At 55.6% G+C, this 12,620-nt stretch carries 15 protein-coding genes; all 15 read right to left on the reverse strand.

Features of this window, described 5'->3' with window-relative positions; all coding sequences use genetic code 11:
* Nucleotides 1–10: 10 nt before the first annotated feature.
* Nucleotides 11–1,543, reverse strand: a complete 1,533-nt coding sequence (locus tag DWX75_RS07345; RefSeq protein WP_118015689.1) for a hypothetical protein — start codon at nucleotides 1,541–1,543, stop codon at nucleotides 11–13.
* Complete coding sequence (locus tag DWX75_RS07350; RefSeq protein ID WP_118015690.1) at nucleotides 1,543–1,764, reverse strand: hypothetical protein; 222 nt, start codon at nucleotides 1,762–1,764, stop codon at nucleotides 1,543–1,545. The genes DWX75_RS07345 and DWX75_RS07350 overlap by 1 nt, the downstream gene beginning before the upstream one ends.
* Complete coding sequence (locus DWX75_RS07355; protein ID WP_118015691.1) at nucleotides 1,765–2,883, reverse strand: Hint domain-containing protein; 1,119 nt, start codon at nucleotides 2,881–2,883, stop codon at nucleotides 1,765–1,767. It lies immediately after the preceding gene.
* Nucleotides 2,884–2,932: 49 nt separating this feature from the next.
* Entirely contained in the window at nucleotides 2,933–3,304 is a 372-nt protein-coding gene (locus tag DWX75_RS07360) for a hypothetical protein (RefSeq protein WP_118015692.1), read from the reverse strand.
* Entirely contained in the window at nucleotides 3,301–3,606 is a 306-nt protein-coding gene (locus tag DWX75_RS07365; RefSeq protein WP_118015693.1) for a hypothetical protein, read from the reverse strand. The genes DWX75_RS07360 and DWX75_RS07365 overlap by 4 nt, the downstream gene beginning before the upstream one ends.
* Before the next feature lie 12 nt (nucleotides 3,607–3,618).
* Nucleotides 3,619–3,906: a hypothetical protein gene (locus DWX75_RS07370; RefSeq protein ID WP_118015694.1), complete on the reverse strand. Its 288-nt coding sequence runs from the start codon at nucleotides 3,904–3,906 to the stop codon at nucleotides 3,619–3,621.
* Nucleotides 3,899–4,777 (reverse strand): reverse transcriptase/maturase family protein, encoded by an 879-nt coding sequence (locus tag DWX75_RS07375; protein WP_199497549.1) that lies wholly within the window; start codon nucleotides 4,775–4,777, stop codon nucleotides 3,899–3,901. Before DWX75_RS07375 ends, DWX75_RS07370 begins: the two co-directional genes overlap by 8 nt.
* Before the next feature lie 501 nt (nucleotides 4,778–5,278).
* Entirely contained in the window at nucleotides 5,279–7,072 is a 1,794-nt protein-coding gene (locus DWX75_RS07380; RefSeq protein WP_147671548.1) for a hypothetical protein, read from the reverse strand.
* Nucleotides 7,073–7,443: 371 nt separating this feature from the next.
* Nucleotides 7,444–8,940 (reverse strand): hypothetical protein, encoded by a 1,497-nt coding sequence (locus DWX75_RS07385; RefSeq protein ID WP_118015697.1) that lies wholly within the window; start codon nucleotides 8,938–8,940, stop codon nucleotides 7,444–7,446.
* Between the two features lie 4 nt (nucleotides 8,941–8,944).
* The gene (locus DWX75_RS07390) at nucleotides 8,945–9,406 is read right to left on the reverse strand and encodes a hypothetical protein (RefSeq protein WP_118015698.1); all 462 of its coding nucleotides are present in this window, start codon (nucleotides 9,404–9,406) and stop codon (nucleotides 8,945–8,947) included.
* Nucleotides 9,407–9,991, reverse strand: a complete 585-nt coding sequence (locus tag DWX75_RS07395) for a hypothetical protein (protein WP_118015699.1) — start codon at nucleotides 9,989–9,991, stop codon at nucleotides 9,407–9,409. It abuts the gene before it with no gap.
* Between the two features lies 1 nt (nucleotide 9,992).
* The gene (locus DWX75_RS07400; protein WP_118015700.1) at nucleotides 9,993–10,322 is read right to left on the reverse strand and encodes a hypothetical protein; all 330 of its coding nucleotides are present in this window, start codon (nucleotides 10,320–10,322) and stop codon (nucleotides 9,993–9,995) included.
* Nucleotides 10,323–10,372: 50 nt separating this feature from the next.
* Nucleotides 10,373–11,236 carry a DUF5309 family protein gene (locus DWX75_RS07405; protein ID WP_118015701.1) on the reverse strand — a complete coding sequence of 288 codons (864 nt, stop codon included), beginning with the start codon at nucleotides 11,234–11,236 and terminating at the stop codon, nucleotides 10,373–10,375.
* 14 nt (nucleotides 11,237–11,250) lie between these two features.
* Entirely contained in the window at nucleotides 11,251–12,348 is a 1,098-nt protein-coding gene (locus DWX75_RS07410) for a hypothetical protein (protein ID WP_118015702.1), read from the reverse strand.
* Between the two features lie 2 nt (nucleotides 12,349–12,350).
* On the reverse strand, nucleotides 12,351–12,617 hold the full coding sequence (locus DWX75_RS07415) for a hypothetical protein (RefSeq protein WP_118015703.1): 267 nt from the start codon (nucleotides 12,615–12,617) through the stop codon (nucleotides 12,351–12,353).
* Between the last annotated feature and the right edge of the window lie 3 nt (nucleotides 12,618–12,620).

The raw sequence follows: 12,620 nt of genomic DNA on the forward strand, positions 1-12,620 counted from the left end.
CAATCTCCTATCATTCCGGCGCATCATCGCCCCAAACATTGTGGTAGTATTCAATAGCCGAAGGTGGCAGATAGGCATCTGCCTGCTCTTCGCTCATACCCGCATTCAGAAGCTGCTCTTTGACCTGCGACGGCGTCTGCCCCTGCGCCAGCATATCTGTTACCTTCGATTCAACCTTCTTCGAGTTGAAATTTGCTCCACCACTTCCGCCACCAGACTTGGAAGAGCCTCCACCGCTCCGCGTCGGCTTATTCTCCGTCACAACATTATGCCTGTGCTTCTCATCAAGATCTCTTGCTTTCAGGCCTTCATTGGCTTTATGTGTACGAATATTTTCGATGAGTCCTGCCTTCTTGAGGTCAACATCCTGCTGTTCCTTCCAAGTTGGTGTCTTGGCCTCTTTCATGATTGGCACGGCATAGACGGGCTTGCCATCCTTGTCGACGCCGAAGCTGCCGCCGTTCTTCTTGACGGCCACCCAGCTCGTGTAACCGCCCTGGTTCGACTTCGTGACAGATACCTCGCCCATCTTCTGCAGCTGCGTCAAAAGCGACGTGTCGAACTCCGGCTGGCCCATCTGCTTGGCGGCGATATTGTAGTCCGTCATCATGCGGCCGGCTTGCATAAAGACCTTCGGGTCGTTGAGGTTATCCGCATTCTGCGCGAGGAATTTGTCGATGGGTACGCGGGCCTGTGCCATCGTCGCACCGCCGAACGCATTGAGGCGGTCCTGGATGGCCGAGTCGATGAGCCCTTCCGCCATCTGCGCCCCGCGGACGCCATAGCGGCGCAGCGCCGCCTGCATGGCCTTTGCCTTGAGGTCTGCCGCCCGCTCTTTGACTTCCTGAAAGGACGCCGCCCTTGCCTTGCCCGTGTAGCCGTACTGCTCGAGCCCCGTCTTGAAGCGGCCCGTGCGCGCGCTGTAAGCATTGTCCGCCTCCGCGCGGCCCTGCGCATAGTCGAGGTTGGCCTTGACGCGCGCCTTCTCGTCGCCACCCGTGTAGGTGTTGCCCGCGAACCACTCTGGATGCTCCTTCTGGTTCTTGGCGAATTCATCATACTGCGACTGGAGCTTCGCCTTCGTCGCCGCGGATGGCTGCTGTGCCGTGTTCGCCAGATCCGTCGCGGCCTGGATGAGCGACTGGCTCCCCGATGCCATCTTCTGGATGGGCGTCAGCTCGAAAGCGGGCGTGTTCTTGTGGAGCCAGTCCGGGTTTGGCAGCTGGCCGCCGACCTGCATCGACTGGACCGCGCCTTGCATCTCCTTGTCGCCGTACTGCTCGGGCGGCATATCGACTTTCTCATAGACCGGCTCCGTCATCTTGTCGAGGCCCTGCTTCATCTCCGGCGACGAGGCATAGCCGATGGCCCCCTCATACGCCTGCTTCTGCCAGTACGCTCCGAGGATATCCGCGAGTGCCTGTACAGGGCCGTAGTTGCCGCCATTCATCTGCGCGCCAATCGTGCCCGGCATGCCCCGCATGAAGTTCGGACTCCCGTCGGCCCAGCCGCCCGTCCAGTAGCTGTTTCCTGTCCCCGCCATCACTTCATCGCTCCCTTCATCCAGTACGAGCCAAGGACCTGCGCCAGCGCGCCGAGCGGCGTGCCGTTGTTCTGCGTAAGCCCCTGCTCCGCCATGAGGTACGGCAGTGCCCGGAAGTAGCCGGGCTGCGCCTGTGGAGTCGTAGCAGCGGGGCCCTGCACCATATTCTGCGCCGCCTGCAGCAGCGAGAGCGGTGCCTGCTGATTGAACATCGAAACCATTTAATCACCCATCCCTTCCGCTGCAACATCATTGGCAAAGAAGATATTGCGCTCTGCCGGGCCCTCGAGCGTCAGATCATACACGAGCTCCTTGCGCCCCGTGTCCCTCTCTACGCCAAGCACCTCGACCGGATTGCCCTGGAAGACGACGGCCCGCGGATGATGCGCGCTGTCGATGCTGGCGAAGTGCTTGCCATCGAAGTAGCGCTGTCTCGCCGTCGTGTGCCACGTTGTGCCGTCACCAAAGTAGACATCCACAATGTCGCGCAGATGGCCGCCCGTGATTGAGGCGACGCGCTTCGGCGTGACTTCATTATCCTCGTCCAGCGAGAGTACCATGTCCCCCGGCCTGATATCGCGGATCTTTGCATAGCCGTCCGGCGTCGTGACGAGCGTATCCCCCGCGAAGCAGAGGATGAACGCTGTGCCAAGCGTGCCGATCGTCGACCAGATGCCGTTGCCGTTACCACCGCTCGTCGTCGTAGACGTACTGCCCGTGCCCATGCGGCCCGAGTACATCGTGTTGTACATATTGCTCGCCGGATTTGCCAGCGCCGCCGCATAGTCAAACAGACTGTTCGTCGGCGTCTCTGACGCCTGCTGTGCTAGCTGATTGCCCGCGAGAACCTGATTTGCGTTGGATGCCGTACTGCCAAGCAGGCCCGAGTACGTACCGAGGTCCGACGCGTACGACTTTGCCAGCTGGCTCGCCGCGTCTTCCGAGATATCATCGAGCGCCTTGCTCATGACCGAGCTGTTGATCACGCCGCGCCCGGCCAGATTGTTGACCGAGCTGCCGACCGTCGCCTGCAGGTCATCGTTGAGTGCCTTGCGTCGTGCATCCGCAAACTGGCTTGGCAGATTGCCCGCGAGCAAATCATTGTAGCCACTCGACACGCGGCCCATCGTGCCGTTGTAGTCCCCCGCCAGCCTCGTCCAATCCGGATTGTACTGGCGGTCGATAGACTGCAGCGCCTTGCTCATGATGCCGCCCGCACCATTTAGGCCGCTCTTCGCATAGTCCATGAGCCCATTCTCGAGGTAAGCCTCATTCCAAGTCTGCCCCGGAATCACCCTGCTTGTCGTTGTCGTGCTCTTACTGCCGCCACCCTTCTTCATGCGCGGCCTTCCTCTCTTCAAGATAGGATTGATTGGCATGCCAAAGCAGTCAAGTTCGATTCCCTTCCACATCATTCAAAACCTCCGTAAACGCCCAGTACCACTTCCCGTTGGCCCCGCGCGTGCTGTACTTCAAATCCAGATGCGCCTTCGAGAGCCGCGCATAAGCCTTCGCCGGATGGAACGTCTGCGTCGTCACCTCGCGGCACCCTAGGCACCGCGCCCTCTCCCTTGCTTTTCGGAACAGATACTGGTAGTCATCCGTGGCAAAATGGTCGATGTACAGCACCCCGCCCGGGAAAACCTTGTAATAGAAGAAGCCGTGTGCGGGCTCGAAGTAGAGCGAAGCCCCTTCGATAGGATCAGCCGGTTCCGCATGGGATTCATACCAGGCTTTCCATTCTTTAAAAGTCCGCATCATGCCAGCGCCGCCTTCACTTCCGATTCCGTGAACCCCAGCCGCAAGAGCTTGCAGTTCTCGTCAATCTTTTTCTCGTACTGGTAGTAGGTCTTCGCGCTGGTATTGCGGTCTTCATCGATGACAATCTTATGTGTATCGTCTACTGTACCTGCAGACTCATCAGCAATCGTACCGACGTTGTACCACTGGTACATGCTGTCAAGCAGGGCCTGAAAATCGCCCTGCCATTTCTCTTTCGGGAAATTTGCTTTCACAAACAGATAATCTTCTCTTGTATTCAGTGTATGCGGATATCCTACCATGCTTATGCCTCCTCACGTGAACGTGTAGTAGTTATGGATTTTCTTGATGGACGCCTCAAAAGGCATCATGTCCTTGAACGTGTCCAGCTGTCGTTCGAGCACAGCGCTGTTCGTGAAGGTGACGCCAATCTTGTCGTCCAGCTTGAATTGAATCTCGATACAGTTCTTTCCTTTGACCGCCCGCGACTCGAATTTCCGATAAGCCAGCACGACGATGGTCTTGTTGAAAAGCTCACTAATGCTCACTTTGTCGCCATCCATCGCCTTTTCCTCTTTGGCGAAATCGCTGAATTTATGCATAGCTGCTTACCTCGTCCCAAAGCTCGTCGATATGATTGGCAATCGCATAATGATGGGCGTTGGCGTGCTGTATCCATCCCTTCGCGCTGGCTACTTTAGCCTTTGCCGTCTCCGGTGAGATGCGCCCCTGCTTCAAGAGGTGCATCGTCTCGCGGAGATGCCTGCGGATGCGGGCGGCTGTCTTCTTGCGCACGAGAATGTACCGAGGGAAATGCCTATAGCCGAGAAAGTCCACGCCCTGCGCGGTCGGAAAAAGCTGGCACTTGCTGAGCATCAGTTTCAGCGTGCCTGCAAGATAGCCTGGCAGCTCATTTCGGATTCTCCGCAGCTCGTCCTTGTCATTCGAGAAGAAGCAGAAGTCGTCACAATACCGTATGTAGTCACGGACATGCCAGTGCTGTTTGACGTATGTGTCCAGCTCATTCATGTAGAGATTGCCAAACCATTGCGACAAGTAGTTTCCGATTGGCACGTTCGTCTCCGTATGCGTGCTGTCAATCACGTCATCCAGCAAAGCCAGAAGTCTTTCATCCTTGAGCTTGTGGCGTAGTATCTTCTTTAGGATTTCATGATTCACGGATGGATAGAATTTGCTGATATCGCACTTGAGGCAGTAACGGTTGTGCCGCACCATATCCATGCATCGCTTGCTCCCCGCGTGCTGTCCTTTCCCTTTTCGGCATGAATAACTGTCGTAGATCATGAGCTTGTCAAAGACCGGCTCCAGCACGTTCATGACCGCGTGATGCACGATGCGGTCGGGATAGAACGGCAGGATGTAGATGGTCCGCTCTTTCGGCTCATAAATCTGCTTCGTCGTGTACGACGCCGTATGAAAGGTTCCCTGCTCCAGCGATTCTTTCAGCTTCATCAGCCACGGCATCGGGTCAGCGTCATACATCCGGACATTCCGTTGCCAGTGCTTCCCTTTGGACGCCTTGTAGTAGGCTTCCTGTAGATTCTCTATATCGACTATTTTTGTAAAGAAATTACCATATCGTTTCATAGTTTCACTTTAATGGGGCGGACGTTCGCCATAGGCTACACTAGCCCACCCCGTCTCCCGTTGTGTATTTTGGCTATGCCAAGGCTCATGCACCCAGCCGAGGGATTTTGGCTAGACGCTTTTTATCTCCCGTATCAGACGTGCCCTGCCCCGCGTTGTCGTCATTCCGGTTAGACGACAAGTTATTCAGATTGACCGAGCGTGAGCCGCACGACGACCCGTCGCCCCAAGAACCGCCGACAAGAGCACGGGCGGTACATAAGCCCTCTATAAAAAGTCCAGATGGACTATTACAGACATGTGGATAAAATCAAAAAAAAATCAAGCCGCTCGACCTGCGACCCGGCGTCCCGCCGGGCCACGCGACTAGAGAATAGCGGCCCTCGGCTCAGACGCGCCCCGCCCCGCGCGGCCGTCATACCGGAGAGACGACAAGAGATTCAGAGAGACCGAGCGCGAGCCGCACGACGACCCGGCGCCCCAGTCACCGCCGACAAGAGCACGGGTCAGCACACCATAAGAATGGCCGTAGATGTTCGTAGAGCCGTCAACGTTGATATTGGCAACACTGCGTCCATCCTCTTGCCATCCGTAGCCAATCAGCCAATGGCTACCTTCTGTGCTGGTGGTCTGCGAGGTACTCCCCTGCATATCCGACATATGGCCGCCACTACTGTCGTTCGAGTAGTAGTTCGGGTGGCCACTGATATCCGACGTCCACTGCCACATCCAGCCGCAGCAGTCCTCGCAGCCGATGTTCGAGATCATGCGCCTGCCTGCCGTGTCTACATGGCCGCCCGTCGTATTTGCGTCAGCTGAGCCTTTGATGTTTGTTTTCTCATTGGACCCCTTCGCGAAAGCGACGTACTGATCACGTGATATCAGGTGCTTCTTGACCTTCGCAAACTCCTCGACAAAAAGTTCGCCGTGGAATTTCTTCGTGCTCTCGCCATCAGCAGCAACGCCGCCGTAGGACGATACGAGACTGGAGCCATCCCAAGAGTCGAGATAGATATCGACCCACTGACTGCCGTCCCATACCATGCCCTCATTCTCGGCCGTCGCGCGGAACTTGAGGTCCCACACCGACGCCGGTAGAATATCGCCAGCGACGTAGCCGGAGAGCGTGTGGCCGGAAATAGTACCGACGTCCGCACACAAGCAATGGAAGCCGCCCAGTTTGCGCGAACTATCCGCCGTATACTTTGTCGGCACGGTACTGTTCGGCGATACGACCAGCTTCAGCGCATCGCCGTCGGCGCAGGCATAGACGTAGAAGTCTTTCCCCTTACGGTTAACGGCCTGTGTGTAGTCAAGCTGGCACTCCCAGACGACGTTGCCGTCATTGTACGTACTGCCTATTGTCGTCGGGAAGGACGGTGTAAGAGTAGAGCTCGTACCTGCGGTTGTGCATCGATAGTAGTATGTCGTATGCCCGGATGTCGGATAGACTACATCGCCGACGGCATAAGCGTGCGATGCCTGCCACTCTTGTGCGTCCGTATCCCAAGCTGCATCTTTGGAAATATCCAATGTGATAGCCGCCTTTGACTCATAGCCATTGCCGCCAACATTGACGAGGATATACGTAGGAGACACAAGCGCCGTGCGCGTCGTCGAATCAGCCTGGAACTGGCCGCTACGATAATAGAAATTATACATATGCGCCGCCGCAATGCTTTGTACCTTCTGAAAGATATTGGCATGGGCGTCTAAGGACGTATTGTGCTTCGCAAAGGCTTTAGCGTGGGCGTCCTCGTTATTATTATGCGCCGTACGTTGTGTATCAAATTCGACGGGTTCATCGCCAGAGAACTCAGCGATAAGCTTATCGCCATCTTTGATCGCCAAGGCTTTGCCAGCACCGACAACACCCTTATTCTCGTTATGCCACACATTCGAGGCCCTACGATAGGTGAGCGCCTGGCCATCTTGAAGATTATCGATTTCCACATTCACGCCCGCGAGCTGTCCTGCATTGCCAGCTACATTGACAGGCATGACGCCATTCGCATTAAGCCGTACCAGCTTGTTCGGTGTAGTCGCCAATGTGCCGGATGCGGGTTCTGCAAGATCAGATTTCGTGAGCACATTCTCGTAGCCGACAAGGTCCTCAACGTGCAGGCTTAGAATGAGATGCCACGCATCAGACTGCCACATATATATGCGACCGTTATCTGTGTCCCAGTACACATCGCCGGAAGTATTGCCTGTCTGCGGGCGGCTCGCAAGACTGCCTGCCGACTGCTTACCAAAAGAATCAGAGCGCATGCCACCATTCTTTGCAACATCAAAAAGGTACAGCCAGTTGTCATTCGCCTTATTACGCACGTAGAATTTATCATCTTCTACCTTGATCTGATAGGGCTCAGGTTCGACCTGCTCACTGCCGTCAGAATTATGCGTCCGGATATTATTGAGAAATTGATAGATTCTCGGCATCTCGGACATGTATTTCAAAGCAAATTCATTGAGTGTATCACCGCCAATGCGATAATCCAATATATTCTTCTCCGCTAGCTTTGCCATTCTCACACCTCCACCACATCATAAGATATTGAATTAAAGATAGTCACGCCACCACGACCCCAGAGCATCGTACTCACGCTCCTCTCGTGATCCACACACCGCGTTTCACTCCTGAGCGCTTCCTGCGCTACAAGCGGCATACTGCTTGCATAAATCTTCTCAAAGTTAAAGCACACATCTTCGGAATTGGTAAAGAAGGCCCTGCCCGGTGTAGCCGCGATAGACCGCCGGCTTGAATAAACAGTTTCACTATTTTTATATATCCAGTCCGCACTTTGTGGCTGCTTGATGCCTATAACAACATTTCCCACACGTATGTATTCATCCGCATAAGTGGTATGCAAAGGCGTCGTATCGGCACATACATGCTTGACAAGAATATCATGGTTCGATGTCAGCGTTTTAAGCTGAAATTTCCAAAGCATATCACTGCCATCATCGTCCTGAATCGTATCGTCCAATACATATAAGCCGTGCAGCTTTAAGATATAGACTTTCCCATTTGCTTCTACAGCATCAACAATTCCGGCATTGTACTTCCGCCTAAACCAACCGCCTGTGCTTGCATCATAAAAGAGGAAAGACGCCATGCCTGAGATAATCCATACTTGATTCAGGCTCGGAATATACCGCAGTCTCACATTGGCGGGTAAGGTTTCTATATCCTGAAAGACCTTTTGCCCGATATCAGTCGCCATCATATCGCCGTAGCGATTCGTCGTCAGAACAGCCTGCACTCGGGTCTCGCCAAGTACGCAGGCGCTGCCGGCAAGCGCGATGCAAGCATGATATGTCTTACAGTCAATCTGCCGACCAATCTCAGATAGGGACCAATCGGGATAAGATCCGGATAGATGGTATGCATGACGATTGTTTTTGAAGATCAGCATATCGCTGGATAGTGACGTTACCCCGACTATATCACCGCCATCTTTATACCCGACCTGTAGCCATTGACTGGAGCTGGCATCATCGGATTTCTGTGTCCAATTCGTTTCATCTCCGACACCCGAAAATTTGAGGACATCGTCATAAAAAGTACAGATGCGGCCATTCTTGATAAAGCACCCACGCGAAACATCAGGCGAGTCTGCAATGGTTTCAAGCGTGCCGCCATGATAATACTGCAGCTTGCCGCCCGAAGCGATGATAACACCATCCTCCCAAGCTGCATACTGCACTTCTGCTGCGCCAGTCAATATACCCTTGCTCGTGAGTTTGCCGTCATCAAGCAGATATACTTTACGGTCGCTATCGACCAGCAAGAGCTTATCCTCGATACTGTCATAGATAATACCGTCAAATACTACCGATGTGTCCTTGTATACGGCTTTATCACCGGCAACCGTTTTGAGCTGGCCTTTGTAGATCTCGACATTTACAGCCTGAGATAATTCGTTGTCAGCAATATTCTCTACGGCATCCGTCGTGTTCAGGCCACCCGAAAAATCGGCATATCGGATATTCTGAACATTTGCGTGCTTGCTTGCCAAACGCATGGCATCACCCCACTCCTGCTTGCAGCGCTTGTGCGATCTCGCTCTGGATGCTACTATCCTGAGAGATATCAAACTCGTTTTCATTGAGCAATATCTTGATGGCAATCTTAATAGCCAGGCTATTCAAGATACTGAGCCGGAACGGCAGCGAGCTTGTACGTGCCATATCCGCGGGCATCTTATAATAGCGGATATGTGCCTTTTCTGCATCTGTCAAGAGATGTACCGTACCGCCCGTAATACGGATTGGATACAAGCCACACGTCCGGAAGAATCCGTCCGGAACCATATCTCCCTCCGCAAGATCTTTCTCCTCAATCAAATCAGGATAGTGCGCCGCAGCAAGAAGCGCTGTCAGGTCATGTACCGCCGTATTGAGAGCAAAAATACACGCGGCGTCATCATACTCGTTGGATATGTCATGCATAGATGCTCTCATGCGATTGATTGCTTCCGTCACCTGCATCTATACCACCTCCGCCCAGCTGTGCACATCTGGAATCCGTGAGAACGCCATGTTGCCGACAACCTTCGCCACGCCATCCGCGATGAGCTGCATGACAGCCGTATCCTGCTGACCACTTCCTTGCAGGATGAGGATTGTCGCCTTCTTGATCAGCGTCTTGAAGAAAGGCGGCAGGTCCATATCCTGCTCGAGGTCATCCATAGTGAGGTCAACGAAGAATGGCTTGTAGACTAGCGTGACGGCCTTGCTCTTGGTGCAGAGTTTCGCCCCGACGATGCGGTAGCTGTGCTCCGTGAGCTCCCCGTCCTTCGTCTGCGGCTCCATAGTGCGTGCATCCCCGTCGTAGGCGCTCACGATCTGCAGGAAGTCCTCCGGCAAGGCGAAGCCCTCACCATCGTCTTCCACCTTCTGGAGCTCCGCTCGCTTATCCAGCAGGCTGCTCGTCTGCTCGGCCAAAGTATTGTAGAGGTAAGCCGCCACCTCGTTGAGCGCCTGCAGGATATCGTAGTCGCTGTAGTGCGCCGCATCCATGTCCTTGATTTCCGGCGCCATGCGGACCGCCAGGATGATATCGTTCGGCGTCATCTCAAACACCTCCCGAGCAGGCCTTGAAGAGTTCCGGGTAGCGCCTTATCATGCGGTCGCGGGCGGCGGTATCATGGACCTCGAGATATGCCCTGGCATCTGCATCGTGCTGGACGTCAGCCAGGATGCGCACCGTGCCCATGTCGATATGCGCCACGCGGCGGAAGCAGCGCGTAGGATCAAAGCCATCCGTCTTGCGATCCTCATAATTCTGCTGCAGGACGTCGTCATCGCATCCCGCCTTGACGATATGATCCCGCCCGTCATGTCGAACGAAGTACGTCTTCTCCGTATCGCCGGCATCTGTAAGGTCATATACCTTCTCATCCACTGTACCCACCTCCTAAAAAGAGGGCGGGAGACCGCCCTCTTGGACTATCCTTATGCGCCAATCGTGATGATGGCCTGACCGGACTCGCCGCGCAGCTCCAGCGTCATCTCGCCCGTGATTACGCCAGCCTTGCCGTCGCTGTCATCCGGCAGCATCTTCTTCGTGAAGGGGCGCAGCCATGCAACCGCAAGATAAGACGGGTCCAGAACGAACATCGTCTTGTCATCGAGGAAGCGCGAGGCGACAATCTCGATGCGGCCGAAGTCCGTGTCGACGACATCGATGGCCTCGACGACCTTCTTCTTCGCCGCGTCGATGTTCTTCGTGTTCGACGTCGTGAGCGCCGAGACCGCGCGCTTATTCGTGCCGGACACAATGAGCTTCGACGGCGTGCCGCCGTGCTCCCAGGCCGCCTGCAGGGCGTCCGTGATGACGTTCATCGTCACCTTGGTATCCGTCTTGGCGTTCGTCGTAACGAGGCCCGGGATGCCAGCGAACGTGCGCGCTACCGTCTTGGAGCCTGCCGCATCCGTCTTCTGCGTCGTGATGGCGAGTTCCAGGTCCTTGCCGAGCTCCTTCATTGCCTTGAGCATCTGATAGGCCAGCTCATCCGAAACGCCGGCCTTATCGACCGCCTGCTGCGTCGCCGTGACCGAGTAGCCGCGCTTCATGATCTGCGTGTGGTTGCCCTTGCGCGTGCGCGCCGGAGCATCTGCCGCCACATCCTTCTCGCCCTCGATATGAGCGTTCACGGCAGCCGCCGCCAGCTCATCCTCAGGGAATTCGTGATAGGTTGCCTTTGCCTTCGTCTTGCCGATCATCGTCGTGATTGGCGTATCCGTCGGCGAAATATTGGTGATGACGTCCGTGAGGTCTTCACGGTTCGTCGGCTCATCATACGTATATCTAGCCATAGTCGTTCTCCTTCTTACATGAAACCCGCCCGTCTGAGGGCGGCAATCTGCTGCTTCGTATCAAGGCCCCGGAGCTTGCGCGCGTTGAATGGCTCGCGCGTCTTGCCAGCGGCCTGCCCTGGCGTCTCCGTCTTGGGCGGCTCCGGCTTCGGCGCGGGAGTGGTTGGCGTCCCCTGCGCCGGTGCCTTTGCCTTCATCAACTCGGAACGCACATACGCCCAGTGCTCCTTCAGGATCTTCGTATCCGCCGTCGTAGCCTGATTGTTGAAGAACCGCTGCTTCGCCTGAGCGATGGCCATCGCCTTCTGCGCGCCCTCCGGAGAGGACTGTCCGAGCTTGAACAGATAAACATCATAGTTGTTGTCGATTTCCGGCGTCATCGGGTCTTTCTGCGCCTCCGCTACGAAGCTGCGCACCTCCTCGATGACGGCACTCTGATTGGCCTGCTGAGAGGCCTGCTGCTGGGAGTTGCGGACGATGACACGCTGCAGGGCGAAGTTGTGCTCCGGGTCGAACTGGTTGAACTCGCCCGGCGCGATACCGAGATCCTTCTCTGCCTGTGCAACGGCGGCCTTATAGTCACTCGAGACGCCCGTCTCCGGATTGGCCTTGTCGGCTTCCGGCTCCTGCGTCCCCTGCTTGACCTTGAGAGCGGCCATCATGGCATCGACCTGTCGGCGCTCATCGGCCAGGGCCTGCGTCTTACGCGTATAGTCCGCCTGCCGCTGGTAGCCGTTCTTGAGCTCCGACAGCTTGACCTTGACCGGCTTGCCGTCCACCGTGATCTCATACTCCGGGTCATCCTCAGCAGGGGCCTCTTCGGTCTGTCCTGCCTGCTCCCCTTTCTGCTCTGGCTCAGGCTTCTTCTCATCCGTGTCATGATCAAGGTAGCCGTGCTGGCGCAGGTACGCCAGCTGGTCGCCAGCAGTCATATTGCCGAGCTCCTGGAAATTCGGCTCGCTGTCCTCGTTGGCTGCAGCGTCCTCTGTACTTTCCGGCGTCTCCTGCTCCGTCTGCTCATTCGCCTTCTCTTCAGCCGCCGTCTCCGGTGCCTGCTGTGTCTCGTCCATCATGGGTGTGGACTGTTCATTGACTTGGTCCATGTTCTCCATCTTCATTCTCCTTTATCGTCTGTGTCTTCGGGGCCAGCTACGGCAGCTTCCTGCACACCAGCGAGTTTCTCGAGCTGCTGGATTCTCGCCTCGAGCTTCCCAACTCTGTCCTCTAGCTTCCTGCGGTCCTTCTGGACGACTTTCATCTCTTCGCTCATGCCCTCGAGGGCCTGATTCGTGAGCGCCAGCTGCTCACTCAGCACCGTGATGAGCGTGCGCTTGTTGCCTTCCAGCACCTCGCAGAGCTTGAATCCTTTCCAAAGTCCCATAAT

The sequence above is a fragment of the Mitsuokella sp. AF21-1AC genome (assembly GCF_003458855.1).
Classification (GTDB): domain Bacteria; phylum Bacillota; class Negativicutes; order Selenomonadales; family Selenomonadaceae; genus Mitsuokella.

Bases quoted from the DNA above. Each gene is read 5' to 3' on its own strand.
- DWX75_RS07415 (WP_118015703.1), bottom strand. From the start codon at position 12,617: ATGGGACTTTGGAAAGGATTCAAGCTCTGCGAGGTGCTGGAAGGCAAC.
- DWX75_RS07350 (WP_118015690.1), bottom strand. From the start codon at position 1,764: ATGGTTTCGATGTTCAATCAGCAGGCACCGCTCTCGCTGCTGCAGGCG.
- DWX75_RS07395 (WP_118015699.1), bottom strand. From the start codon at position 9,991: ATGACGCCGAACGATATCATCCTGGCGGTCCGCATGGCGCCGGAAATC.
- DWX75_RS07360 (WP_118015692.1), bottom strand. From the start codon at position 3,304: ATGATGCGGACTTTTAAAGAATGGAAAGCCTGGTATGAATCCCATGCG.
- DWX75_RS07385 (WP_118015697.1), bottom strand. From the start codon at position 8,940: ATGCGTTTGGCAAGCAAGCACGCAAATGTTCAGAATATCCGATATGCC.
- DWX75_RS07375 (WP_199497549.1), bottom strand. From the start codon at position 4,777: ATGAAGCTGAAAGAATCGCTGGAGCAGGGAACCTTTCATACGGCGTCG.
- DWX75_RS07380 (WP_147671548.1), bottom strand. From the start codon at position 7,072: ATGTGGCAGTCTGATGCGTGGCATCTCATTCTAAGCCTGCACGTTGAG.
- DWX75_RS07355 (WP_118015691.1), bottom strand. From the start codon at position 2,883: ATGAAGAAGGGTGGCGGCAGTAAGAGCACGACAACGACAAGCAGGGTG.
- DWX75_RS07410 (WP_118015702.1), bottom strand. From the start codon at position 12,348: ATGGAGAACATGGACCAAGTCAATGAACAGTCCACACCCATGATGGAC.
- DWX75_RS07365 (WP_118015693.1), bottom strand. From the start codon at position 3,606: ATGGTAGGATATCCGCATACACTGAATACAAGAGAAGATTATCTGTTT.
- DWX75_RS07345 (WP_118015689.1), bottom strand. From the start codon at position 1,543: ATGGCGGGGACAGGAAACAGCTACTGGACGGGCGGCTGGGCCGACGGG.
- DWX75_RS07390 (WP_118015698.1), bottom strand. From the start codon at position 9,406: ATGCAGGTGACGGAAGCAATCAATCGCATGAGAGCATCTATGCATGAC.
- DWX75_RS07370 (WP_118015694.1), bottom strand. From the start codon at position 3,906: ATGCATAAATTCAGCGATTTCGCCAAAGAGGAAAAGGCGATGGATGGC.
- DWX75_RS07405 (WP_118015701.1), bottom strand. From the start codon at position 11,236: ATGGCTAGATATACGTATGATGAGCCGACGAACCGTGAAGACCTCACG.